The sequence below is a fragment of the Sphingomonas elodea ATCC 31461 genome, from assembly GCF_000226955.1.
Taxonomy (GTDB): domain Bacteria; phylum Pseudomonadota; class Alphaproteobacteria; order Sphingomonadales; family Sphingomonadaceae; genus Sphingomonas; species Sphingomonas elodea.
On sequence record NZ_AGFU01000067.1, the window covers coordinates 32,717 to 55,210 of the forward strand.

Annotated in this window: 24 protein-coding genes and 1 riboswitch; of the genes, 15 read left to right on the forward strand and 9 right to left on the reverse strand. The window is 66.6% G+C overall.

Translation table 11 applies throughout. From position 1 onward, the window contains the following. The first annotated feature begins 26 nt into the window (after positions 1–26). Positions 27–1,079 carry a 3-isopropylmalate dehydrogenase gene (leuB, locus tag KK7_RS0116225; protein ID WP_010545700.1) on the forward strand — a complete coding sequence of 351 codons (1,053 nt, stop codon included), beginning with the start codon at positions 27–29 and terminating at the stop codon, positions 1,077–1,079. Next, complete coding sequence (locus KK7_RS0116230) at positions 1,076–2,179, forward strand: glycosyltransferase (RefSeq protein WP_010545701.1); 1,104 nt, start codon at positions 1,076–1,078, stop codon at positions 2,177–2,179. The genes leuB and KK7_RS0116230 overlap by 4 nt, the downstream gene beginning before the upstream one ends. A gap of 130 nt (positions 2,180–2,309) precedes the next feature. Here the strand turns inward: KK7_RS0116230 and KK7_RS0116235 are convergent, their stop codons facing one another. Together KK7_RS0116235 and KK7_RS0116240 are read right to left on the reverse strand one after the other, a co-directional pair. Beyond that, entirely contained in the window at positions 2,310–3,428 is a 1,119-nt protein-coding gene (locus KK7_RS0116235; RefSeq protein ID WP_010545702.1) for an NADH:flavin oxidoreductase, read from the reverse strand. 84 nt (positions 3,429–3,512) lie between these two features. Next, on the reverse strand, positions 3,513–4,817 hold the full coding sequence (locus KK7_RS0116240) for a phospholipid carrier-dependent glycosyltransferase (protein ID WP_010545703.1): 1,305 nt from the start codon (positions 4,815–4,817) through the stop codon (positions 3,513–3,515). Between the two features lie 82 nt (positions 4,818–4,899). Between KK7_RS0116240 and KK7_RS0116245 the strand changes: the two genes are divergently transcribed. From KK7_RS0116245 to KK7_RS0116255, 3 genes are read left to right on the forward strand one after another with little or no spacing between them, the layout of a single operon-like run. Beyond that, entirely contained in the window at positions 4,900–6,108 is a 1,209-nt protein-coding gene (locus tag KK7_RS0116245; protein WP_010545704.1) for a trans-sulfuration enzyme family protein, read from the forward strand. Next, positions 6,105–6,509 (forward strand): Co2+/Mg2+ efflux protein ApaG, encoded by a 405-nt coding sequence (gene apaG, locus KK7_RS0116250; protein ID WP_010545705.1) that lies wholly within the window; start codon positions 6,105–6,107, stop codon positions 6,507–6,509. The genes KK7_RS0116245 and apaG overlap by 4 nt, the downstream gene beginning before the upstream one ends. Next, on the forward strand, positions 6,506–7,297 hold the full coding sequence (locus tag KK7_RS0116255; protein ID WP_010545706.1) for a LysR family transcriptional regulator: 792 nt from the start codon (positions 6,506–6,508) through the stop codon (positions 7,295–7,297). The genes apaG and KK7_RS0116255 overlap by 4 nt, the downstream gene beginning before the upstream one ends. Positions 7,298–7,386: 89 nt before the next feature. Here the strand turns inward: KK7_RS0116255 and KK7_RS0116260 are convergent, their stop codons facing one another. The 6 genes from KK7_RS0116260 to KK7_RS0116285 form a co-directional block, all read right to left on the reverse strand. Continuing rightward, on the reverse strand, positions 7,387–8,169 hold the full coding sequence (locus tag KK7_RS0116260; RefSeq protein WP_010545707.1) for an ABC transporter ATP-binding protein: 783 nt from the start codon (positions 8,167–8,169) through the stop codon (positions 7,387–7,389). Beyond that, entirely contained in the window at positions 8,160–9,131 is a 972-nt protein-coding gene (locus KK7_RS0116265) for a FecCD family ABC transporter permease (RefSeq protein WP_010545708.1), read from the reverse strand. Before KK7_RS0116265 ends, KK7_RS0116260 begins: the two co-directional genes overlap by 10 nt. Next, positions 9,128–9,952, reverse strand: a complete 825-nt coding sequence (locus KK7_RS0116270; protein WP_010545709.1) for an ABC transporter substrate-binding protein — start codon at positions 9,950–9,952, stop codon at positions 9,128–9,130. The genes KK7_RS0116265 and KK7_RS0116270 overlap by 4 nt, the downstream gene beginning before the upstream one ends. Continuing rightward, complete coding sequence (locus KK7_RS0116275) at positions 9,952–11,802, reverse strand: TonB-dependent receptor plug domain-containing protein (RefSeq protein ID WP_010545710.1); 1,851 nt, start codon at positions 11,800–11,802, stop codon at positions 9,952–9,954. The genes KK7_RS0116270 and KK7_RS0116275 overlap by 1 nt, the downstream gene beginning before the upstream one ends. A gap of 106 nt (positions 11,803–11,908) precedes the next feature. Next, positions 11,909–12,105: riboswitch (cobalamin riboswitch) on the reverse strand. 37 nt (positions 12,106–12,142) lie between these two features. Then, complete coding sequence (locus KK7_RS0116280) at positions 12,143–13,030, reverse strand: bestrophin family protein (RefSeq protein ID WP_010545711.1); 888 nt, start codon at positions 13,028–13,030, stop codon at positions 12,143–12,145. Positions 13,031–13,067: 37 nt separating this feature from the next. After that, complete coding sequence (locus KK7_RS0116285; protein WP_010545712.1) at positions 13,068–13,262, reverse strand: hypothetical protein; 195 nt, start codon at positions 13,260–13,262, stop codon at positions 13,068–13,070. A 296-nt stretch (positions 13,263–13,558) separates the two neighbouring features. On the opposite strand from KK7_RS0116285, the gene KK7_RS0116290 reads away from it, so the two are divergent. Continuing rightward, entirely contained in the window at positions 13,559–13,897 is a 339-nt protein-coding gene (locus tag KK7_RS0116290; protein ID WP_138983986.1) for a hypothetical protein, read from the forward strand. Positions 13,898–13,929: 32 nt separating this feature from the next. Here the strand turns inward: KK7_RS0116290 and KK7_RS0116295 are convergent, their stop codons facing one another. After that, a complete protein-coding gene (locus KK7_RS0116295; protein WP_010545714.1) occupies positions 13,930–14,367 on the reverse strand; it encodes a bactofilin family protein in 438 nt (145 codons plus the stop codon). A gap of 300 nt (positions 14,368–14,667) precedes the next feature. Here KK7_RS0116295 and rpsL point away from each other — a divergent pair, with 300 nt between their 5' ends. The 9 genes from rpsL (at position 14,668) to rplB (ending at position 22,493) form a co-directional block, all read left to right on the forward strand. Continuing rightward, on the forward strand, positions 14,668–15,039 hold the full coding sequence (gene rpsL / locus KK7_RS0116300; protein WP_010545715.1) for a 30S ribosomal protein S12: 372 nt from the start codon (positions 14,668–14,670) through the stop codon (positions 15,037–15,039). A gap of 62 nt (positions 15,040–15,101) precedes the next feature. Beyond that, positions 15,102–15,572: a 30S ribosomal protein S7 gene (gene rpsG, locus KK7_RS0116305; protein ID WP_010545716.1), complete on the forward strand. Its 471-nt coding sequence runs from the start codon at positions 15,102–15,104 to the stop codon at positions 15,570–15,572. Between the two features lie 66 nt (positions 15,573–15,638). Continuing rightward, a complete protein-coding gene (gene fusA / locus KK7_RS0116310) occupies positions 15,639–17,735 on the forward strand; it encodes an elongation factor G (protein ID WP_010545717.1) in 2,097 nt (698 codons plus the stop codon). Between the two features lie 81 nt (positions 17,736–17,816). Next, complete coding sequence (gene tuf, locus KK7_RS0116315; RefSeq protein WP_010545718.1) at positions 17,817–19,010, forward strand: elongation factor Tu; 1,194 nt, start codon at positions 17,817–17,819, stop codon at positions 19,008–19,010. A gap of 270 nt (positions 19,011–19,280) precedes the next feature. Further along, positions 19,281–19,592, forward strand: a complete 312-nt coding sequence (rpsJ, locus tag KK7_RS0116320; protein ID WP_010545719.1) for a 30S ribosomal protein S10 — start codon at positions 19,281–19,283, stop codon at positions 19,590–19,592. 364 nt (positions 19,593–19,956) lie between these two features. Then, positions 19,957–20,706, forward strand: coding sequence for a 50S ribosomal protein L3 (rplC, locus tag KK7_RS0116325; protein ID WP_010545720.1), 750 nt, complete (start codon positions 19,957–19,959; stop codon positions 20,704–20,706). Then, positions 20,707–21,333, forward strand: coding sequence for a 50S ribosomal protein L4 (rplD, locus tag KK7_RS0116330; protein ID WP_010545721.1), 627 nt, complete (start codon positions 20,707–20,709; stop codon positions 21,331–21,333). Continuing rightward, positions 21,326–21,637 carry a 50S ribosomal protein L23 gene (locus KK7_RS0116335; protein ID WP_010545722.1) on the forward strand — a complete coding sequence of 104 codons (312 nt, stop codon included), beginning with the start codon at positions 21,326–21,328 and terminating at the stop codon, positions 21,635–21,637. Before rplD ends, KK7_RS0116335 begins: the two co-directional genes overlap by 8 nt. Positions 21,638–21,641: 4 nt before the next feature. Beyond that, positions 21,642–22,493, forward strand: a complete 852-nt coding sequence (rplB, locus tag KK7_RS0116340; protein WP_010545723.1) for a 50S ribosomal protein L2 — start codon at positions 21,642–21,644, stop codon at positions 22,491–22,493. The last annotated feature ends 1 nt before the right edge of the window (position 22,494 follow it).

Consider the following 22,494-nt stretch of genomic DNA (forward strand, 5'->3'; position numbering starts at 1 on the left):
CGGATTAGGTGCTGCGCGAGGTTCGGATGTCGCTGATTGCTGTTCTGCCGGGTGATGGAATCGGCCCCGAAGTCACGCGCGAGGCGCGCCGGGTGATCGAGGCGCTGAACCTCGGGCACAGCTTCGAGGAAGCGCCCGTAGGCGGCGCTGCCTATCTCGCCTCGGGCCATCCGCTGCCGGAAGCCACGCTGAACCTGGTCAAGCGCGCCGATGCGGTGCTGTTCGGCGCGATCGGCGATCCGCGGTTCGAGAAGCTGGAACGCCATCTGCGTCCCGAAGCGGCGCTGCTCGGCATCCGGAAGGCCTTGGGCCTGTTCGCCAATCTGCGCCCGGCGATGCTGTTTCCCGGCCTGGAGGACGCCTCGCCGCTCAAGCCGGAAGTGGTGAACGGCCTGGAGATCGTCATCGTCCGCGAACTGATCGGCGACGTCTATTTCGGCGAGAAGGGGCTTCGCACCACGCCGGAGGGCCTGCGCCAGGGCTATGACGTGATGAGCTATAACGAAGAGGAAGTGACGCGGATCGCCCGTGTCGGCTTCGAGATGGCCAAGCGTCGCCGCAAGAAGCTCTGCTCGGTCGATAAGGCGAACGTGCTCGAAACCTCGCAGCTGTGGCGCGACGTCGTCACCGCGATGGGCGCGGAATATCCCGAGGTCGAGCTGACCCATATGTATGTCGACAATGCCGCGATGCAGCTGGTGCGCGCGCCGGCCAGCTTCGACGTGATCGTCACCGGCAACCTGTTCGGCGACATCCTCAGCGACCAGGCGAGCATGTGCGCCGGCTCCATCGGCATGCTGCCCTCGGCGTCGCTCGCCGCCTGGTCGGGCGCGAACGGCATGTACGAGCCGATCCACGGCAGCGCGCCGGACATCGCCGGCCAGGGCAAGGCGAACCCTTGCGCCGCCATCCTTTCCGCGGCCATGCTGCTCAGGCACTCGCTGGCCGACGAAGCATCGGCGCAGCGCATCGAAAAAGCGGTTGCCGCAGCGCTCGCCAAGGGCGCGCGGACGGCCGATCTCGGGGGCAATCTTTCAACAACCGCGATGGGGGATGCGGTGCTGCTGGAGCTTCAGTGAGCCAAATCCTGCTCGAACTCGCGATCGTTATCCCCACGTTCAACGAACGCGCCAATGTTCCCCTGTTGATCGCCAAGCTGGATGCTGCCCTTGCCGGCCGTGCCTGGGAGGCGATCTTCGTCGACGACGACAGCCCAGACGGCACCGCGCAAGCGGCGCGGGAGATCGCGCGGGTGGACAGCCGCGTGCGCGTGATCCAGCGGATCGGGCGGCGGGGCCTGTCCTCGGCGTGCATCGAGGGGATGTGCGCCACCGCCGCGCCGTGCGTCGCGGTGATCGACGGCGATCTGCAGCACGACGAGACGCTGCTGCCCAGGATGCTCGACGCGCTGCAGGCGGATGCGGCCCTCGACGTAGTGATCGGCTCGCGCTTCTGCGAAGGCGGCTGCACCGGCGAATGGGACCGCGAGCGAGTCGCCAAATCGGCCTTCGCGACCAGGCTGTCGCGCCAGGTGCTCAAGGCTGACCTGACCGATCCGATGAGCGGCTTCTTCATGATCCGCAGCGAGATCGCGCGCGGGCTGGTGCCGGTGCTCTCGGGCATCGGCTTCAAGATCCTGCTCGACATCATGACCGCGAGCCCGAAGCCGCTGCGCTTCCGCGAACTGCCCTACACCTTCCGGGTGCGCACCGTGGGCGAGAGCAAGCTCGATTACGTCGTGGCGATGGAATATCTGATCGCGCTGTACGACCGGATGTTCGGCAAGGTCGTGCCGGTGCGTTTCGCGATGTTCTCCGCGATCGGCGCGATCGGCGCGGCGGTGCATCTGGCGGTGCTGTTCTTGCTGTTCCGCCTGGTGGAGCTGCCGTTCGTGACCGGCACGATCCTGGCGACGATCATGGCGATGACCTTCAACTTCCTGCTCAACAACGCGCTGACCTATCGCGAGCGTCGGCTGAAGGGGGCGGGGGCGCTGCTCGCGGGTTGGGTGAGCTTTTGCTTCGTTTGTGGTGTGGGGGCCGCCGCCAATGTCGGGCTCGCGGCATTTCTGCACAACGTGCAGCATGGCGACTGGCGACTCTCCGCTCTGGCGGGGATCGGTGTCGCGGCGGTGTGGAATTATGCGCTGTCGTCGCGGTTCGTCTGGGGGCGGTACTAACGGACTAAAGCCCCTCCCCTTCAGGGGAGGGGTTGGGGTGGGGCAGTGTCTCACCGAGACCAACTTCTGTTCTGGAATCCCTCCACCCCAACCCCTCCTCCAAGGAGGAGGGGCTAAGATAGGTTTCAGCTTACACCAGCTCCGCCAGTGCCGCCGGGCTGAAGCCCTTCAGTTCCTCGCCCGCACCGGCCTGGACCTTCTTCACCCAGTTCGCATCGCTGATCAGCGCGCGACCGACCGCGATCAGGTCGAACTCGTCGCGTTCCATCCGCTCGACCAGCTTGTCGAGATCGCTGTGCTGCGAGGTCTCGCCGCCGAACGCCGCGATGAACTCGCCCGACAGGCCGACCGAGCCGACGCTGATCGTCGCAGCCCCGGTGAGCTTCTTCGCCCAGCCGGCGAAGTTGAGGCCGTTCTCGCCGTCGACCTCGGGGAATTCCGGCTCCCAGAAGCGGCGCTGCGAGCAGTGCAGTACGTCCGCGCCGGCATCGACCAGCGGCTGCAGCCACGCGGCCATCTCGTCCGGGGTGGTGGCGAGGCGGGCGCTGTAATCCTGCTGCTTCCACTGGCTGAGGCGCAGGATGACGGGCATGTCCGGGCCCACCGCCGCGCGTACCGCCTTGACCACCTCGACCGCGAAGCGCGAGCGCTCGGCGATCGTGGCGCCGCCATAGCCGTCCTCGCGGGTGTTGGTGCCGGCCCAGAAGAACTGGTCGATCAGATAGCCGTGGGCGCCGTGCAGTTCGACCGTATCGAAGCCCAGCTGCTTGGCATCCGCCGCGGCCTTGGCGAAGGCGGCGATGGTCGCCTCGATGTCCTGCTCGGTCATCGCCACGCCGCGCGGCTTGTCCGGCGCGACCACGCCCGAGGGGCTCTCCACCGGCGCGTCGGGCTGCCAGTTGCGGTCGGGTCCGACGGTCGAGCCGGTGTGCCAGATCTGTGGCGCCATCTTGCCGCCCGCGGCGTGAACCTCGTCGATCACTTCCTTCCAGCCCGCCAGCGCGGCATCGCCGTGGAAGAAGGGGATGTTGGGGTGGTTGCGCGAGGCCGGGCGGTCGATCACCGTGCCTTCGGAGAGGATCAGACCCACGCCGCCTTCGGCGCGGCGGCGATAATAGGCGGCGTTGGCCGCGCCGGGGATGCCCTCGGGCGCGAAGGTCCGCGTCATCGGCGCCATCACGATCCGGTTGGGCAGATCGAGCGACTTGATGCGGAACGGACGGAAAAGAACGTCGGTCGACGTGGCCATGGGAACTCCGTTGCGGTTTGAAACCGAAGTGAAGCTAGCGACTGTCGGCGCGCGTTCAAGATGGCCTCGTGCCCGCAACGAAATTTAGCGCCAGCTGGGGAACCACATCCAGTGGGCAAAGGTCTGGGCGCCGCTCAGCGGGGAGGCGGCGAGGATCGGGTAGAAATAGCCGAAACAGACGAGCGCGAGGGCGACATACCATTCCTCCCAGCCTTTCGCGCGCAGCCGGTCGAACTGGTGGAAGGTCACCGGCAGCACCAGGCACAGGAAGATGCCCGACAGGTGATAGTAGTAATAGAAGCCGAGCGACTTGGGGATGATCGCATAGATCGCCACCGAAAAGGTCCAGAGCAGCGCCAGCGCCAGCGGCCGCCAGGCATGGGTGCGGAACCACAGCACATAGCTGGCGAGCACCGCGACCAGTCCGCCCCACATGATGACCGGATTGCCGATCAGCAGCACGCCGCGCTGGGCGCCGCGATCCCACTCGTAGAAGAACCAGATCGGCCGCAGGAGGATGGGCCAGCTCCACCAGTCCGACTGGTAATTGTGGTGCGGGAGCACCTGCGTCTGCGCGGCGTACATGTCGCGCTGGAGGGAGAGGAGGCCGCCCAGGCCATCGGTGGCGCCGGTCAAGTAGAAGAAGGTGGGCGCGAAGGTCGCGAGATAGACGGGGATGCTGATCAGCCCGAGCAGCAGCACGCCGGCAAGGGTGGGCAGACCGGGCCAGTGTGGCTGGTCGCCCGAAAGCAGCGCAGCCGTGATCGCGCGCTTGGCGCGGCGGCCGTCGCGAACCCGGACGAAGAGCAGCGCGATCGCTATCCCCGCGATGTACGGCGCCGCCGCCCATTTCACTGCGGTCGCCAGTCCCATCAGCGCTGCGCCCGCGCACCAGCGCCAGCGCACCTGGGCGCGGCTGCCGTGCATCGCCCAGAGCAAGAAGACGAGCCCCCAGATCAGGAAGGCGCCGAGGAACACGTCGAGCATCGCGGTGCGCGCCTGGACGAACAGGCTCTGGTTGAGCATCGCAAGGATGGCACCGGTGACTGCCACGCGCATTCGCCCGCGCATGAGGATCCACAGAAAGGCGAACACGCCCAGCACCGTCGCCGTGCCGGCAATCGTCGGCATTATCCGCCAGCCGAGCGGATTATCGCCGAGCAGGTCCATGCCCGCGCCGATCAGTTCCTTGCCGAGCAGCGGATGCTCGATGTTGCGGGGGCCGGACAGCTCGATAAGCGCCTTGGCGGCAGGCACATAATGCACCTCGTCGAACATGATCCCGCCCGGGCGATCGAGATGGAAGGAGAACAGCAACTGCGCGGCGATCCCGATCAGCAGGGCGACGGGCCAGGGGCGGGAGCGGAGAGCCTTCAAACGATCGAGCATGCGGAGGGATTAGCGAACTCCGGGAGCGCCCGGAAGGCGCAGGAGGTTGACGCGCCGCCCCCAAGCGCCGCAAAGCAGCGCCATGAAGCGTCGTACCGGACAGGATCCCAGCGTCACCCGTAACTGGAAGCCCGCGACTCAGGCGGTGCGCGGCGGTACCGCGCGCTCCGAGTTCGGCGAGACCAGCGAGGCGCTGTTCCTCACCTCGGGCTATGCCTATGATTGCGCGGGCGATGCCGCCGCGCGTTTCGCCGGCGAGCAGGTCGGCATGACCTATTCGCGCCTCCAGAACCCGACGGTGGAGATGCTGGAGCAGCGCATCGCCCTGCTCGAAGGCGCTGAGGCCTGCCGCACCATGGCCACCGGCATGGCGGCGATGACCGCCGCGCTCCTCTGCCAGGTCAGCCAGGGCGACCATATCGTCCAGGGCCGCGCCGCCTTCGGCTCGTGCCGCTGGCTGACCGACAGCCTGTTGCCGCGCTTCGGCGTGACCACGACGACGATCGACGCGCGCGATCCGCAGCAGTTCGTGGATGCGATCCGCCCGAACACCAAGATCTTCTTCTTCGAGACCCCCGCCAATCCGACGATGGATGTGGTGGACCTGGCAGCGGTCTGCGCGATCGCCCGGAAGCACGGCATCGTCACGGTGGTCGACAACGCCTTCGCGACCCCCGCCCTCCAGCGGCCGATGGAGTTCGGCGCGGACGTCGTCGCCTATTCCGCCACCAAGATGATGGACGGGCAGGGCCGCGTGCTGGCCGGCGCGGTGTGCGGGTCCGAGGATTTCATCACCAACACGCTGCTGCCCTTCACCCGCAACACCGGCCCGACGCTCAGCGCGTTCAACGCCTGGGTGGTGCTGAAGGGCCTCGAGACGCTCGACCTGCGCATCCGCCGCCAGAGCGAGAATGCGCTCAAGGTCGGCAGCTTCCTTGAGGAACGGGTGCCGCGGGTGAACTTCCCCGCGCTGCCCAGCCATCCGCAGCACGCCCTGTTCATGCGCCAGATGGCAGCCGCCGGCCCGATCTTCAGCTTCGAGGTGGATGGCGGCCGCGAACAGGCCCATGCGCTGCTCGACGGCCTGGAGCTGATCGATATCTCGAACAACATCGGGGACTCGCGCTCGCTGATGACTCACCCGTCCTCCACCACCCATTCCGGCCTCGCCGAGGAGAAGCGGCTGGAGATGGGCGTCACCGAGGGCATGATCCGCATCAATGTCGGCCTCGAGGACGCAGACGACCTGATCGCGGATCTCGACCAGGCACTGCGAGGCGCCGGGCTGTGAAGGCGCTCTTCACCGACGAGGCGACGACGCGCGGCGTGGTCGTCCGCGTGTCGGTGTCGTATCTGCCCGAACAGTCGGAGCCGCATCGCGGCCGCTGGTTCTGGGCCTATCACATCCGCATCGAGAATGAGGGGCCGGTGACCGTGCAACTGCTCACCCGCCACTGGATCATCACCGATGGGCGCGGGCTGCGCCACACGGTGGAGGGCGAAGGCGTGGTCGGCGAACAGCCGATGATCATGCCGGGCGGGAGCTTCGACTATGTCTCGGGCTGCCCGCTCTCGACGCCGAGCGGATCCATGCAGGGCACCTACCACATGATCGCCGAGGACGGATCGGCATTCGACGTGACCATTCCGCGCTTCGCCCTGATCGCGCCGGCGGTGGCGGGGGAACAATGAAGCGTACCCATCTCCCCCTGAACGGCATGCGCGTGCTCGATGCCGCCGCGCGCCATCTGTCCTTCACCCGCGCGGCGGACGAGCTGGCGGTGACCCCCGCCGCAGTCGGCCAGCAGATCCGCGCGCTGGAGGATACCCTCGGCGTCGTGCTGTTCCGGCGCACCACCAAGGGGCTGGAGCTCACCCCCGAGGCCGAGAGCGGGCTTACCGCGCTGCGCAACGGCTTTCTCCAGTTCGAGGAAGCGGTGCGGGCGATGCAGGCGGGGCAATCCTCCAAGTCGCTCACCATCGCCGCGCCGCGTGACCTTACCGCCAAATGGCTGATGCCGCGCCTGTCGGACATTGCCCGCGCCGATCCCGACCTGCGATTCGTGCTGGTCCCCGCCGACGACGCCCTCGACTTTACCGAGGCCAATCTCGATCTCGCGATCCGCTGGGGCGAGGGGCCGGGCGAGCATGAGGGCGAGGCGCTCGAAAGCGACGGGATGGTCATGATCGAGCGCCCCGGCGGCGGCATCGACGTGCGCATCTCCTGGCCCGGCTGCATGGCGGAGGATGCCGGATCGCTGGTCCGCGTGGCCGATGCCGGCCTGGCGATCGACGCGGCGGCACAGGGGCTGGGCCGGGCGACCGTGCCTGAACTTTTGGCGCGGGCGGACATCGAGAGCGGGCGCGTGGCGGTGATCGGAGAACCCAGGGCCTCGCGACTCGGCTATTGGCTGGTCGCGCCGCTGCCGCAGTGGCGGCAGAAGAAGGTGCAGACCCTCGTCGAGGTGCTGGGCGCCTAGAGCATTTTCAAGTTGACCGTTTACGGTCAACGACTCGGAAAATGCGGCAATCGAAAACCTAGGGCGTCTTCGCCCAAGGTGAAAACGCTCTAGGCCGGTTTCACGCGCCCGATCGGCACCGGCAGCAGCCTGCCCTGATCGTCGCCGATCACCATCACTTCCACGCCGAACGCCTCGCGCAGCGGCTGGTGGGCGAGCGTCGTCGCGGCCGGACCGACCGCCACCGGCCGGCCCTCGCGGAGCAGCAGCACGTCGTCGGCGGCGCGGGCGGCCTGCACCAGGTCGTGCAGCACGATCACCACGCCCATGCCACCCGCGGCCAGCGCGCGGAGCCGATCGAGCAGGTCGAGCTGGTGGACCGGATCGAGGCTCGCCAGCGGCTCGTCGGCCAGCAGCCACTGCGGCTCCCCGGCCAGCACGCGGGCCAACAGCACCCGGGCACGCTCGCCGCCGGAGAGCTGGGTGACGAGCCGGCCGGCCAGCGACCGGACGCCGGTCGCCTCGATCGCAGAGTCGATCGCAGCATGATCCTCGGTGGAAAGTCCGGCAAAAGGCGCGCGGTGGGGCAGGCGGCCGAGCGCCACCAGGTCTGCCACGCCCACGTCCCAGTGCACCGTCGCTTCCTGCGGCAGATAGCCCATGCGCCGGGCGCGCTCGCGCGGGTCGAGCCGGGCGAGCGGTGTGCCGCCCAGCGTCACCCTGCCCGCGTCGGGCGTGAGCAGACCGGCAAGTGTGCGCACCAGCGTCGACTTGCCGGAGCCGTTGGGACCAAGGATCGCGGTGACCTTGCCGGGCCGCAGCACCGCGTTGATGCCATGCAGGACGCGGCGCTTGCCGAGGCTTACGGACAGATCAGAGGCGCTCAGTTCCATGTCGACCGCCGTAGCTTGAGGAGCAGCACGAAGAAGAAGGGCGTGCCGAGCAGCGCCATCGCGACGCCGAGCCGGATCTCGCTCGCCCCCGGCGACAACCGCACCAGGCTGTCCGCCGCCAGCAGCAGCGCCGCGCCGCCGAGTGCGCTCGGCAGAAGCAGGGCAGAGGGTCGCGCGCCGGTGAGCGGGCGGAGCAGATGGGGCACGATCAGGCCGACAAAGCCGACCACGCCCGTCACTGCGACGCTGGCGCCGACCGCCAGCCCGGTTCCGAGCACGACCAGCAGCTGGGTCCGCTCCAGCCGCAGGCCCAGCGAGCGGGCGGCGGCCTCGCCCAGGGTGAGGGCGTCGAGCGCCCGGCCGGTGGCGAACAGCACCGCGCAGCCGATCGCGATGAACGGTACCGCCAGCTGCACCTCGGCATAGCTGCGGTCGGTAAGCGCACCCATGATCCAGTCGAGGATCTCGGCGGTGGCATAGGGATTGGGCGAGATCGAGATCAGGAAGCTGGTCAGCGCGCCGCCCAGGCTGGCGAGCACCGATCCCGCCAGGATGAAGGCGACCGCGCTCTCCGCCCGCCAGGCGAGGGTGGCGAGCAGCAGCATCGAGCCACACGCCGCCATCATCGCGCAGCCGAACAGCACCAGCGGCGCGCTGCTCCCGAGCAGCACGATCGAGGCGACCGCGCCCAGCGCTGCGCTGGAGGAGACGCCGACCACCGCCGGATCGGCCAGCGGATTGCGCAGGAAGCCCTGCAGCACCGCGCCGGACAGCCCCAGCGCCGCGCCGATGGCCAGGCCTAGTATCGCGCGGGGCAGGCGCAGCTCGGCAATGATCCACCAGCGCGGGTCGTGGCTGAACCAGGCGGAGAAGGGCACCCAGAACTTGCCTGCCATCAGCGAGCCGGCGAACAGCAGCGCCACCAGCAGGGCGAGGCCGAGGTTGAGGGCAAGGCGACTCATCGAACACTCCGGCGGATGGCGGCGAGGCGGGCGAGCGCCTTGGGGATGACCGGGCCGCCGCAATTGACCAGCTGGCGCGGAAATTCGGCCTGGGTCACGGGCAGACCCGTTTCGGCGATGGCGCGCTTGCGCAACGCGGCGGCACGCGAGTCGCTGTCGTGCGCGGCGTGTTCCGGCACCAGCATCACCCGGGGCGGATCGGCGATCACCCGTTCCATCGGCAGCTGTGCCGTGTGGGTAAGGCCATAATGCGCCGCCTGGTTGGCGAAGCCGGCATGGGTCATCAGGTCGTCGAGCAGTGTCTGCCCTCCCGTCGCCAGGTTGCCGCCGATCCACAGCAGGGCAGGGGCCGGGCGGCCGTTCCAGCGGGCGGCGGCGACCGCGGCGTCGATCCGGGCATTGAGCGCCGCGCCCCTGGGCGCCGCGCCTACCGCGGTCGCGAGCTCGGTCACCTGCGCCTTGCTTTCGGCGATGGAGGGGGGAATGCCGAGGTACAACACCTTCAGGCCGGCGCGGGCAAAGGCCTCGCGGGTCGAGGGCGGGGTGAAGCTGCTGGCGATCACCAGATCGGGCCGCATCCCGATCACCTCTTCCGCGGTGCCGTTGTTGCCGCGAAAGCGCATCGCAACCTCCAGCGGGATCGAGGTGGAATCGGCGCGTCGCGAATAATGGCTGATCGCGGCGATCCGCGCGGGCGGTACCAACTCGACCAGGATCGCATCCGCGCACGGGTTCATCGACACGATGCCCCCGCCCCCGGCGGCCGGAGGCGCCGCGCAGCCCGCGAGCCCCAGGCAGGCGAGCAGCGCGGCGCCGCGCATCACTGGAATCGCACCCGCACGCCGGCATAGGCAGCGCGGCCATAGGTGCCGTAGCCGGTGATCTGCTGGTAGCGCACGTCGCCGATATTATCGATGCGGCCATAGACGGACAGCGATTTCGCCACCGGCATCTCCGCGCGTACGCCGGCAAGGGCGTAGCCGTCGATGCCGGTGCGGTTGCCGGCGTCGTTGAAGCTGTCACCCACCATCGTCACCGTGCCGCCGATCGCAAGCCCGAAGGGGAAGCGATAGTCGGCCGAGACGCTGCCGGTGTCTCGCGGGCGGCGCGGCAGGTCCTTGCCGAGCGCATCGGCGCTGCGGTTCTGGGCATAGACATGGGTGACGCTGGCCCGCACGGTCAGCGCCGTCACCGGCTGCAGCACACCCTCCAGCTCCACCCCCTCGGCGCGGGTCTTGGTGAGGTTGTAATAGGTGGAGGTCGCGAAGTTATAGTCGATCTGGTTGTCCGCATCGCGGTGGAACCAGGTTACGCCCAGCGCCACCTTGCCGCCCGCCAGCATCTGGCGCGCGCCGGCTTCGTAGTTCTTGGCCGTCTCGGGCTGAAGGCCGGTAAAGCCATAGGCGCTGTAGAGCTGGTAGAGCGTCGGCGCCTTGAACCCCTCGCCATAGCTGGCGTGGAGCAAGGTGCTGGCGGTGGCACGCACGGCGACGTCGGCATTCCAGGTCCAGTGGCCGCCGAACTGATCGTGATCGTCATTGCGTACGCCGCCGGTCACCGTCACCGGCTCGATCGGCGTGAGGATCGCCTGGCCATAGATGCTGGTGATGCCGACCGACTTGCGCCCGGCGCTGCCGAAGCCCTCGTCATAGCGGATGCGGCTTTCCTCATGCTCGGCGCCGAAGACCAGGCGGAGCTGCTTGGCCAGCGTCGCGTCGCCCTGATAGCTGTAGCGCTCGGCGCGGCCGCGATAGCGATAGGCGATACTGTCGTCGGCATTGTAGCCGTCGCGGGTAATGTCGGAGAGGGTGAAGCCCAGCCGACTGTGCAGCGCCCCGCCAAAGGCCTCGTTCCGCAGGCCGGCATAGCCGTAGATCTCCTGGGTCTTGGCATATTCGCCGGTGTCGCCGAAAGCATAGGTGGGCGGGGCATAGCCGTCGAGGTCAACCTTGCTGTCGGCGAAATAGCCGCGCAGGTCGAGTGCGAGGCCGGGGGCCAGTTGCACCTGCACATTGCCGGTGGCGCCGGCCTGGCGATAGCCGTCCGCCTCCTTGCCGTTCGCCGCGGCCGAAATGCCGTCGGTGGTCAGGTAGCCGGCGGTAAGCCCTGCGGTCACCCGATCGTTGCCGCCGGCGATCGAGGCGTTTGCATTGGCCGTGCCGAACGACCCGCCCTCGGCGTTGGCGCGGACGTGGAACCCCTGGCTGCCCTGAAGCGTGGTGATGTTGACCACGCCGCCGATCGCCTGGCTGCCCCAGATCACCGAGTTCGGCCCGCGCAGCACCTCGACCCGCTCGACCGAACCGGCAAGCAGGCTGGCGAAGTTGTAGGCGCCGCCGGTGGCAGAGGGATCGTTCACCCGGATGCCGTCGATCAGCACCAGCGTCTGGTCGCTCTGGGCGCCGCGGATGCTGAGCGCGGTGGCGGTGCCGAGGCCGCCGTTGCGGACGACGGTGATGCCGGGGGTGGTGGCGAGCAGATCGGAGAGCGCGACCGTCTGGCGCTGCTCGATCTCTTCGCGGTCGATGACGGTTACCGAGCGGCCGACGGTATCGGCACGCTGTGCCACACCGCTGGCGACGACGATAATCTGCGCGTCATCGCTCTGGGCATGCGCCACCAGCGGTGCGAGCGCGGCGGTGGCGACGAGAGGTAGCTTTGTGAAACGCATCTGGATCAGACACCCGAAGATGGGGGAGCATCGGCTCCCCGCATGGTTTGGTGTCGCTCACACGGGGATTTCAGCCCCGATCACCCGGTGCACCCCGCCCGCGTGAAGGAATCGACCGTAACGGGCAGGTCTCCTGGCTCCCGGGTCATCGCAGGCATGCCGCCTTCCCGGAAGCGCGCGGGCTCCAGTGGCAGATTGGCATGCCGGCTCACCGGCTACAGTTGCGGGGGCAGCCTCGGACTTGAACCGAGTTCCCTTTTCACCTTTCCGTGCAGGAAAGGCACCCGTTACGCGGCCGCCTTTAACGGGAAGCGGCGGGTGGCCGCAAGCCGTCGCGCACTTACCACAAGACGCCTTGTTTGTCGGGCGCTGCCGGATCGGGCGCCGGATCGCCGATCGACTGGAGCAGGTCGATCTCGATGGTCCGGCACATCGCGTTCAGCGGCAGGTCGTGCACCGTGTTGGCGAAGGGGTCGACAAGGTCGTCGCCGATCGCCAGTGCGGCAAGGAACATCAGTCCCGCCACGGTGGAGCCCAGCGGCGTTGCCACGCCCAGAGTCTCGACCAGCCCGATCGGCAGCAGCACGCAGAAGATATGGGTGAACAGCGTCGGCACCAACCGGTACTGGACGGGCAGGGGGGTGTTCTTCAGCCGCTCCATGCCGCCCTGGGCGTTGGCGATATCGATGAGCACGCGCTCCATCGAGCTTTGCTGGATCGTATCGATCCAGCCCTTTGATCGCGCCAACTCGATCCGCCGGCCGGTACCGTCGACGATGCCGTTGGCAACGTTGGTCCGGGCAAGCGCGAAGTCCGCTTCTCCGCGCGACAGGAAGCGCAGCACCTCCTGGTCGGGCGACTGGCGCCGCAACTGGCAGCGCAGCGCATGCACATAGGCGATCTGGCGCAGCACGATGGTACGCTTTAGGTCCACCGCTTCGCCGTCGGGCAGGAAATTGCGCGCTGCCCGCGCGAGGTTCCGGCTGGCGTTGATCATCAGACCCCACAGCCCGCGGCCTTCCCACCAGCGCTGATAGGCGGAGTTGCTGCGGAAGCCGAGGAACAGCGCCAGCACCGATCCGAACAAGGTCAGCGGCAGCGAGGGTGCGCGGAACGGCAGCACGAAATAGACGACGGTGACGACCACGTCCCACACGAAGAGCAGCGCCAGCGGGCGCCACACTTCGCGGAGGATCTGCTTGGTACGGGGAGCGGAGGTAACGATCATGGCCGCTCAATACGCGCGAAGAACCTTTCGGCTCCGATCACCCGTCGTTCCGAGCCGGGGCCGGCGCGGCCGCATGCGACATGGCGGCCGCAGTGCCGCTCGCCGGCCGCAGGTGGAACCATTCGGGGCGATCGATCGCGATCAGGAAGGCGAGGGTGCCGAGGCCAAACAGCAGAAGGGCGATCGAGCTTCGCAGGCGTTCGCGTCGGCGGCTGCGTTCTTCGGTAGACATGGGGCAGTGCTCCTCTGGTCGGGGGAGCAAGCGAGGTAGGTGGCGAATGCGAACGGGAAATTATCTAGAAGTTACAAACTTTTGCGCGTTGCAGCATTCACGTTGCGCTGCCGCATTCTTGCGATGGACCGCAAGCAGCAAAGCGCCTGCACCCTATTCCCGGCTGCCCGGCCGCAGCTAACAAAAAGCAGCCTTCGTCTGGAAGAGGAGGTAAAGAAATCATGAATATGAACGCGCCTTTTCGGAGCGCCAGCAGAGACCGGGCGTTCGACGCTTCCAGGAACGAGGAGGTTCGTATGAAGAAGAAGCATCTGTTGATCCTGGGCGTCGTCCCGATCTTCGCGCTTGCCGCCTGTGGCAGCAACACCACGACCCCCGCGGCAGACAATGGCGACATGGTCACCAATCTTCCCGCAACCGAGGCGCCGGCCGACAACATGGCCGGGATGAACGGGATGGACGGCAACTCGACGGCCGCGGTGGCAATGTCGGGACAGGATTTCGCCAACACCATGGCCGTCAGCGACGCTTATGAGGTCGCGGCCGGCAAGTTCGCCCAGCAAAAGGCGACGTTCCGTCGCTTCGCGACTTCGCCGGCGAGGTGCAGGACGTGGTGTCCAAGCACTACGACATGATCAAGGGCATGTGAGCGCCCGGCGGGGCGGGTTCAGGCCGCCTCGCCGCTCGCTTCGATCAGGACGGGCGCTGCCGATGCGGCGGCGTCCGTTCCCAGGTGCTTCAGGCGGCCGTCGATATGGCCGCCCTGTTCCACCATGATGGTCTCGTATTCGACATCGCCGGTGATCCGTGCGGTACGTTCGATGGTGAGCTGGCGGGCGCGTACCGAACCTTCCACCGCCCCCGCGAGCCGGGCGTCGTCGGCCTCGACTCGACCGAAGATCTGGCTGTCGGGCCCCTGCACCAGGCTGCCGCAGCGGACATCGCCTTCGATCCGGCCGTCGATATGCAGATCGGACGTGGCGGTGAGATCGCCGGTGATCGTGATATCCGCACCCAATACCGAGAACTGGCCGCGGCGCGCGCCCGGCTGGGCTGCGCCGGGCGCACCAGTGTGCGCCTCGCGGTGACGGTTGCCGTTGAACATGCCTGGTCCCACCCCGTTGCTGTACGAATCCGCAGGGCTTGGGTAGCACAGCCACACCCGCGCGGCAGCCCCGGAAGGGGACAGGGCGTGCGCTGCGTGCCGGCCGCCGCCGCTGTTGACCGGATCGCCCCGCATCGGTATAGGCCGCCCGGTTCCGGGTAGGGCGAGTCCTGCCTTGGGTACAAAGAGCTGAACGTTGCTGGAGACGCAATCGCCCGGGGGGCTGAGGCCTTCGGGGCTTTTTCGTATTCTGTCCAACAGGGCTCCAGCAAAGTAACCATCTGAAAGGTGAAGGGCTTCATGCCGACGATTAACCAGCTGGTCCGCAAGGGCCGCGAACCGCAGAAGGCCAAGAGCAAGGTCCCTGCGATGGAACAGAACCCGCAGAAGCGCGGCGTCTGCACCCGCGTGTACACGACGACCCCGAAGAAGCCGAACTCGGCACTTCGCAAGGTGGCCAAGGTCCGTCTGACCAACAGCCGCGAAGTCATCAGCTACATCCCGGGCGAAGGCCACAACCTGCAGGAGCACTCGGTGGTGCTCATCCGCGGTGGCCGTGTCCGCGATCTTCCCGGCGTCCGCTACCACGTCCTTCGCGGCGTGCTGGATACGCAGGGCGTCAAGGATCGCAAGCAGAGCCGTTCGAAGTACGGCGCGAAGCGTCCGAAGTAATCAGGCCATAGTAAGCCCCGGACGTGTTCCGGATCGGCTGAAGATCAGAAGGAATTAGTGAGATGGCACGTCGTCGTCGTCCCGAAAAGCGGGAAATCCTGCCCGATCCCGTCTATGGGGATCAGGTTCTGTCGAAGTTCATGAATTCGGTCATGCTGGACGGCAAGAAGGCAGTCGCGGAAGCGATCGTCTATGGCGCCCTCCAGACCGTCGAGCAGCGCGCCAAGCGCGAGCCGATCGGCGTCTTCCATGACGCGCTGAACAACGTGAAGCCCGGCATCGAAGTCCGCAGCCGCCGCGTCGGCGGTGCGACCTACCAGGTTCCGGTCGAAGTTCGTCCGGAGCGTGCGCAGGCGCTCGCGATCCGCTGGCTGATCGCCTCGGCCCGCAACCGCAGCGAGCACACCATGGCCGCCCGTCTCTCGGGCGAGCTGATGGATGCGGCGAACAACCGCGGCAACGCGGTGAAGAAGCGCGAAGACACGCACCGCATGGCGGAAGCGAACCGCGCCTTCAGCCACTACCGCTGGTAACTTTCGACCCTACATATTGGGGAGCCGGACGGTCCGGCTCCCCAAATTTTCAAGGAAACCACGATCATGGCCCGCAGCCATCCGCTCGAGCGTTACCGCAACATCGGCATCATGGCCCATATCGACGCCGGTAAGACGACCACGACCGAGCGTATCCTTTATTACACCGGCAAGTCCTACAAGATCGGCGAAGTGCACGAAGGCACCGCGACGATGGACTGGATGGAGCAGGAGCAGGAGCGCGGGATCACGATCACGTCCGCTGCTACCACCTGCTTCTGGCGCGCCCAGGACGGCAAGGGCGAAGAGCACCGCATCAACATCATCGACACCCCCGGCCACGTCGACTTCACCATCGAAGTCGAGCGTTCGCTGCGCGTGCTCGACGGTGCGGTTGCGTGCTTCGACGGCGTTGCCGGCGTTGAGCCGCAGTCGGAAACCGTGTGGCGCCAGGCCGACAAGTACGGCGTGCCGCGCATGTGCTTCGTCAACAAGCTCGACCGCACCGGTGCAGACTTCTATTTCTGCGTGAACTCGATCATCGACCGCCTCGGCGCGCGTCCGGCGGTGCTGTATCTCCCGATCGGCATCGAGGGCGGCTTCAAGGGCCTCGTCGACCTGGTCGAGAACCGCGCGATCATCTGGCTCGAAGAGAGCCTGGGCGCGAAGTTCGAATATCAGGAAATCCCGGCGGATCTCGCCGAGAAGGCCGCGAAGTATCGCAGCGATCTGATCGAGATGGCCGTCGAGCTCGATGACGCGCTGATGGAAGCCTATCTCGAGGGCAACGAGCCGAGCGTCGCCGACCTCAAGCGTCTGATCCGCAAGGGCACGCTGGAGATGGCGTTCGTGCCGGTGATCTGCGGCTCGGCGTTCAAGAACAAGGGCGTGCAGCCCCTGCTCGACGCCGTGATCGACTATCTGCCGAGCCCGCTCGACGTTCCGGCGATCAAGGGCGTCAAGCTCGACGGCGAGACGCCGGACGAGCGTCCGTCCTCGGACACCGAGCCGTTCGCGGCGCTGGCGTTCAAGATCATGAACGACCCGTTCGTCGGTACCCTGACCTTCGCGCGCATCTATTCGGGCAAGCTCGAAGCGGCCACCACCGTGATGAACTCGGTGAAGGACAAGAAGGAAAAGGTCGGCCGCATGCTCCTCATGCATGCGAACAGCCGTGAGGACATCCAGGAAGCCTATGCGGGCGACATCGTCGCACTCGCCGGCCTCAAGGATACCACGACCGGTGACACGCTCTGCGCGCAGAACGCCCCGATCATCCTCGAGCGGATGGAGTTCCCCGAGCCCGTGATCGAGCTGTCGGTGGAGCCGAAGACCAAGGCGGACCAGGAAAAGATGGGCGTCGCGCTCAATCGTCTTGCCCGCGAGGACCCGTCGTTCCGCGTCTCGTCCGACTCGGAGAGCGGCCAGACCATCATCAAGGGCATGGGCGAGCTCCATCTCGAGATCCTGGTCGACCGCATGAAGCGCGAGTTCAAGGTCGAGGCGAATGTCGGCGCGCCGCAGGTGGCGTATCGCGAATATCTCGCGAAGCCGGTCGACATCGACTACACGCACAAGAAGCAGTCGGGCGGCACCGGCCAGTTCGGTCGCGTCAAGGTCAAGCTGACGCCGGGCGAGCGCGGTTCGGGCATCGTCTTCAAGGACGAGATCAAGGGCGGTAACATTCCGAAGGAATATATCCCCGCGATCGAAAAGGGCTTCCGCGAGACGGCAGCTACGGGCTCGCTGGTCGGCTTCCCGATCATCGACTTCGAAGTGCTGCTGTATGACGGTGCGTACCACGACGTCGACTCGTCGGCGCTGGCGTTCGAAATCACCGCCCGTGCAGCGATGCGCGAAGCGGCGCAGAAGTCCGGCATCAAGCTGCTCGAGCCGATCATGAAGGTCGAAGTCGTCACTCCGGAAGACTATCTGGGCGACGTCATCGGCGACATGAACAGCCGTCGTGGCCAGATCCAGGGCACGGACACCCGCGGTAACGCGCAGGCCGTCACTGCCATGGTGCCGCTGGCGAACATGTTCGGTTACGTGAACGCGCTCCGCTCGTTCACCCAGGGCCGTGCGCAGTACACGATGCAGTTCTCGCACTATGACGAGGTGCCCGCCAACGTCGCCGACGAAGTGAAGGCAAAGCTGGCGTAATCGGAAAACAGCCGCTATGGGGCCGCGTTCTCGCGAGTCCCCATGGCGGCACGGGAAATTGAATCAGAAGGTAGGAAGACAATGGCGAAGGCAAAGTTCGATCGGAGCAAACCGCACCTCAACATCGGCACCATCGGTCACGTCGACCATGGCAAGACGTCGCTGACGGCTGCGATCACGAAGATCCTGGCGGAGAACGTTGCGGGCAACGCAGCGGTCGATTTCGCGAACATCGACAAGGCTCCGGAAGAGCGCGAGCGCGGCATCACCATCTCGACCGCGCACGTCGAGTATGAGACGAACAGCCGTCACTACGCGCACGTCGACTGCCCGGGTCACGCCGACTACGTGAAGAACATGATCACCGGCGCGGCGCAGATGGACGGCGCGATCCTGGTGGTGGCAGCGACCGACGGTCCGATGCCGCAGACCAAGGAGCACATCCTGCTCGCCCGTCAGGTCGGCGTGCCGACCATGGTCGTGTTCCTCAACAAGTGCGACCTGGTCGACGACGAGGAAATCCTCGAGCTGGTCGAAATGGAAATCCGTGAAGAGCTCTCCAAGCGTGAGTTCGACGGCGACAACATTCCGATCATCCGTGGTTCGGCGACCGCCGCTCTCAACGGCACCGACGACAAGCTGGGCAAGGACGCCATCCTGGCGCTCATGGCCGCTGTCGACGAGTCGATCCCGGAGCCGGAGCGTCCGCTCGACAAGCCGTTCATGATGCCGATCGAAGACGTGTTCTCGATCTCGGGTCGCGGCACCGTGGTGACCGGCCGTGTCGAAACCGGCATCATCAAGGTTGGTGAGGAAGTCGAGATCGTCGGCATCCACGACACCCGCAAGACCACCGTCACGGGCGTCGAAATGTTCCGCAAGCTGCTCGACCAGGGCCAGGCCGGCGACAACGTCGGTGCGCTGCTGCGCGGCGTCGCTCGCGACGAGGTAGAGCGTGGTCAGGTTCTGGCGAAGCCGGGCTCGATCAAGCCGCACACCGAGTTCAAGTCGGAAGTGTACGTCCTGTCGAAGGACGAGGGCGGCCGTCACACGCCGTTCTTCGCGAACTATCGTCCGCAGTTCTACTTCCGTACCACGGACGTGACCGGCACCGTCGAGCTGCCCGAGGGCACCGAGATGGTGATGCCGGGCGACAACATCGCGCTCGGCGTTAAGCTGATCGCGCCGATCGCTATGGACGTCGGCCAGCGCTTCACCATCCGTGAAGGCGGTCGTACCGTCGGCGCGGGCGTGGTTGCCTCGATCGACAAGTAAGCATTTGCGGGCCTTGGCCCGCAGGTGACTGCAAAAAAGGTTCCGCCCGGCACTCAAAAATGAGTGTCGGGCGGTTGCCTTTTTATGGAAGGGCCGTTATTGGCGCGCCCTTCGGTTTTAGAGTTCAACAGCAAGAGGCGGCCATCCAGCCGCCACCCCGGACCAACCGGCGCTCGCCCACCTCGCTCTCGCAGCGGACAGGGCAGGGGCCGGGGCTTTCCCCGGCGTGGCATTGGGTGCGTTGCCCCGCTCTTTCGCATCGGTAGGACCATGGAAACGCAGAATATCCGCATTCGCCTCAAGGCGTTCGATCACCGCGTGCTCGATCAGGCTGCCGGCGACATTGCCGACACCGCCCGCCGTACCGGCGCCCTCATCCGTGGCCCCATCCCGCTCCCGACTCACATCGACAAGTTCACGGTCAACCGTGGCCCGCACATCGATAAGAAGTCGCGCGAGCAGTTCGAGACGCGCACCTACAAGCGCATGCTCGACATCGTTCAGCCGACCCCGCAGACCGTGGACGCGCTCATGAAGCTCGACCTGGCTGCCGGCGTCGACGTCGAGATCAAGCTGGCCTGAGCCGGCTCCGGCCCCCGCGCTTCGCGGGGGCTTTTGGCGTTCACCCTTTAATGCGGTGGACATGGAAGCGTAGCTGACGTAAAGGCGCCGCTTCCTCGAGATTCGCGGCTCCTTCGCTGGAGTCGCCATCCTCCTCGACCGGATCGTTTCCCGATCCAACGCAAGGAATGGCGGGCCGACCAGGCTCGCAGCGACAAGGGATACCGCCGGCGGCTTTCGAGTGGCCGGGCCTGCGTCCCCCGTCTCTTCCACCGCAAGGTGGAGGTTCAGCCCGGACGGGGGCTTCGCAGTAAAACATGCAGGGTTGAACACGCACCCGCGGGAATGGTCCCGGGGGTGCCTCTGTAATAGGAGCAACAGGCCGATGCGCACTGGCGTTATCGCGAAGAAGATGGGGATGACCCGCCTGTTCCAGGACGACGGCCGGCACGTGCCGGTGACCGTTCTGGCACTGGAAGGCGTCCAGGTGGTCGCGCAGCGCACCACCGAAAAGGATGGCTATGTGGCCGTTCAGGTCGGCGCCGGCACGGCGAAGGCCAAGAACGTCGCCAAGCCGCAGCGCGGCCACTTCGGCAAGGCCGAAGTCGAGCCGAAGGCGATCCTCTGCGAATTTCGCGTCGAGGAAGATGGTCTGCTGGACGTGGGTGCCGAGATCTCGGCCGACCATTTCGTCGCAGGCCAGCTGGTCGACGTGTCGGGCCGTACCCAGGGTAAGGGTTTTGCCGGCGCCATGAAGCGTTGGGGTTTCGGCGGTCTGCGCGCCACCCACGGCGTTTCCGTCTCGCACCGTTCGCACGGTTCGACCGGTAACCGCCAGGATCCGGGTCGCGTCTTCAAGAACAAGAAGATGGCCGGTCACATGGGCGACCGCAATCGCACCCAGCAGAATCTGGAAGTGGTCGGCACCGATGCCGAGCGCGGCCTGATCTTCGTCAAGGGTTCGGTTCCGGGCTCGAAGGGCGGCTGGCTGATCGTGAAGGACGCCGTCAAGGTCGCCCGTCACGCCGAAGCGCCGTACCCCGCCGGTCTGAAGACCGTCGCGAACAGCAACGAGGCTCCCGCCGAAGCGCCCGCCGTGGCCGCTCCGGAAGCCACCGAAGGCCAGGAGGGCTAAGTGAAGGTCAAGGTTCAAACCCTCGACGCCGCCGAGAAGGGCGATATCGAGCTCAACGACGAGATCTTCGGTCTCGATCCGCGCGCCGACATCCTGCACCGCGTCGTCACCTGGCAGCTCGAGAAGCGTCGCGGCACTGCCCGCGGCACCCGCGAGCGTTCGGACGTTGCGCGTTCGGGCAAGAAGTGGGGCCGCCAGAAGGGCGGTGGTACCGCACGTCACGGCGATCGCCGCGCGCCGGTGTTCATCGGCGGTGGTAAGGCGCACGGTGCTCGTGTTCGCGACTTCAATCCGTCGCTGAACAAGAAGATCCGCGCGCTGGGCCTGAAGATGGCGCTGTCGAGCCACGCCAAGGCGGGTTCGCTGATCGTCATGGACAGCCTGGTCGTCGAGAATGGCAAGACCAAGGTTCTGGCCGGCAACCTCGAGAAGCTGGGCTTCGGCAAGAAGGCCCTGGTGATCGATGGCGACACCATCGAAACCACCTTCGCGCTGGCGGCAGGCAACCTGCACCAGGTGGACGTGCTGCCGGCGATCGGCGCCAACGTCTACGACATCCTGAAGAGCGACACGCTGGTCCTGACCCGCGCTGCCGTCGAGAAGCTGGAGGCGCGCTTCAATGGCTAAGCAGTCCAAGCCGGTCGACATCCGTCACTACGACGTGGTGCTCGCCCCGCACATCACCGAAAAGTCGACGCTCGTCTCCGAGGCGAACGCCGTGGTCTTCAAGGTCGCCAACGACGCGACCAAGCCGGAGATCAAGGCTGCCGTCGAGGCGCTGTTCAACGTCAAGGTCACCGGCGTGAACACCCTCGTCCAGAAGGGCAAGACCAAGAAGTGGAAGGGCGCGCCCTACCGCCGTTCGGACTTTAAGAAAGCGGTCGTGACGCTCGCCCAGGGCGAACAGATCGACGTGACCACGGGGATCTGAGACCATGGCGCTTAAGAATTACAATCCGACGTCGCCGGGCGTCCGCGGGCTGATCCTGATCGACCGCTCGCAGCTCTTCAAGGGTCGCCCCGTCAAGGCGCTGACCGAAGGCAAGACGAAGACCGGCGGCCGCAACAACAAGGGCCATGTCACCTCGCGTGGCATCGGCGGCGGTCACAAGCAGCGCTATCGCATCGTCGATTTCAAGCGTCGCCTGTGGGACGTCGAAGGCACCGTCGAGCGGATCGAGTATGACCCGAACCGCACCGCCTTCATCGCGCTTATCAACTACGGCGCCGACGAAGCCGGCAAGGATCGTCTGGCCTACATCATCGCTCCGCAGCGTCTCGCTGTCGGCGACAAGGTGATCGCGGGCAAGAAGACCGACGTGAAGCCGGGCAACGCCATGGAGCTGGGCCAGATGCCGGTCGGCACCATCGTCCACAATGTGGAGATGAAGCCGGGCAAGGGCGGTCAGATCGCCCGCTCTGCCGGTGCGTACGTCCAGGTCGTCGGTCGTGACCGCGGCATGGTGATCGTGCGTCTGGGCTCGGGTGAGCAGCGCTACATCCACGCCGCCTGCATGGCGACGGTGGGTGCGGTGTCGAACCCCGACAACCAGAACCAGAACTTCGGTAAGGCCGGTCGCAGCCGCTGGCAGGGGGCGCGTCCGCTCACCCGCGGTGTCGCGAAGAACCCGGTCGACCACCCGCACGGCGGTGGTGAAGGCCGTACCTCGGGCGGCCGTCACCCGGTTACCCCGTGGGGCAAGCCGACCAAGGGTGCGCGCACCCGCCACAACAAGGCGACGGACAAGATGATCATCCGTTCGCGTCACGCGAAGAAGAAGGGCTGAT

What these genes read in the sequence shown, in the direction of transcription:
- leuB (WP_010545700.1), top strand. Translation starts at nt 27, where the DNA reads ATGTCGCTGATTGCTGTTCTGCCGGGTGATGGAATCGGCCCCGAAGTC.
- KK7_RS0116245 (WP_010545704.1), top strand. Translation starts at nt 4,900, where the DNA reads ATGAAGCGTCGTACCGGACAGGATCCCAGCGTCACCCGTAACTGGAAG.
- rpsJ (WP_010545719.1), top strand. Translation starts at nt 19,281, where the DNA reads ATGGAAACGCAGAATATCCGCATTCGCCTCAAGGCGTTCGATCACCGC.
- KK7_RS0116280 (WP_010545711.1), bottom strand. Translation starts at nt 13,030, where the DNA reads ATGATCGTTACCTCCGCTCCCCGTACCAAGCAGATCCTCCGCGAAGTG.
- KK7_RS0116260 (WP_010545707.1), bottom strand. Translation starts at nt 8,169, where the DNA reads ATGGAACTGAGCGCCTCTGATCTGTCCGTAAGCCTCGGCAAGCGCCGC.
- rplB (WP_010545723.1), top strand. Translation starts at nt 21,642, where the DNA reads ATGGCGCTTAAGAATTACAATCCGACGTCGCCGGGCGTCCGCGGGCTG.
- rplC (WP_010545720.1), top strand. Translation starts at nt 19,957, where the DNA reads ATGCGCACTGGCGTTATCGCGAAGAAGATGGGGATGACCCGCCTGTTC.
- KK7_RS0116295 (WP_010545714.1), bottom strand. Translation starts at nt 14,367, where the DNA reads ATGTTCAACGGCAACCGTCACCGCGAGGCGCACACTGGTGCGCCCGGC.
- KK7_RS0116290 (WP_138983986.1), top strand. Translation starts at nt 13,559, where the DNA reads ATGAAGAAGAAGCATCTGTTGATCCTGGGCGTCGTCCCGATCTTCGCG.
- KK7_RS0116275 (WP_010545710.1), bottom strand. Translation starts at nt 11,802, where the DNA reads ATGCGTTTCACAAAGCTACCTCTCGTCGCCACCGCCGCGCTCGCACCG.
- KK7_RS0116270 (WP_010545709.1), bottom strand. Translation starts at nt 9,952, where the DNA reads ATGCGCGGCGCCGCGCTGCTCGCCTGCCTGGGGCTCGCGGGCTGCGCG.
- KK7_RS0116255 (WP_010545706.1), top strand. Translation starts at nt 6,506, where the DNA reads ATGAAGCGTACCCATCTCCCCCTGAACGGCATGCGCGTGCTCGATGCC.
- rpsL (WP_010545715.1), top strand. Translation starts at nt 14,668, where the DNA reads ATGCCGACGATTAACCAGCTGGTCCGCAAGGGCCGCGAACCGCAGAAG.
- tuf (WP_010545718.1), top strand. Translation starts at nt 17,817, where the DNA reads ATGGCGAAGGCAAAGTTCGATCGGAGCAAACCGCACCTCAACATCGGC.
- KK7_RS0116240 (WP_010545703.1), bottom strand. Translation starts at nt 4,817, where the DNA reads ATGCTCGATCGTTTGAAGGCTCTCCGCTCCCGCCCCTGGCCCGTCGCC.
- KK7_RS0116285 (WP_010545712.1), bottom strand. Translation starts at nt 13,262, where the DNA reads ATGTCTACCGAAGAACGCAGCCGCCGACGCGAACGCCTGCGAAGCTCG.
- KK7_RS0116265 (WP_010545708.1), bottom strand. Translation starts at nt 9,131, where the DNA reads ATGAGTCGCCTTGCCCTCAACCTCGGCCTCGCCCTGCTGGTGGCGCTG.
- rpsG (WP_010545716.1), top strand. Translation starts at nt 15,102, where the DNA reads ATGGCACGTCGTCGTCGTCCCGAAAAGCGGGAAATCCTGCCCGATCCC.
- KK7_RS0116335 (WP_010545722.1), top strand. Translation starts at nt 21,326, where the DNA reads ATGGCTAAGCAGTCCAAGCCGGTCGACATCCGTCACTACGACGTGGTG.
- KK7_RS0116235 (WP_010545702.1), bottom strand. Translation starts at nt 3,428, where the DNA reads ATGGCCACGTCGACCGACGTTCTTTTCCGTCCGTTCCGCATCAAGTCG.
- fusA (WP_010545717.1), top strand. Translation starts at nt 15,639, where the DNA reads ATGGCCCGCAGCCATCCGCTCGAGCGTTACCGCAACATCGGCATCATG.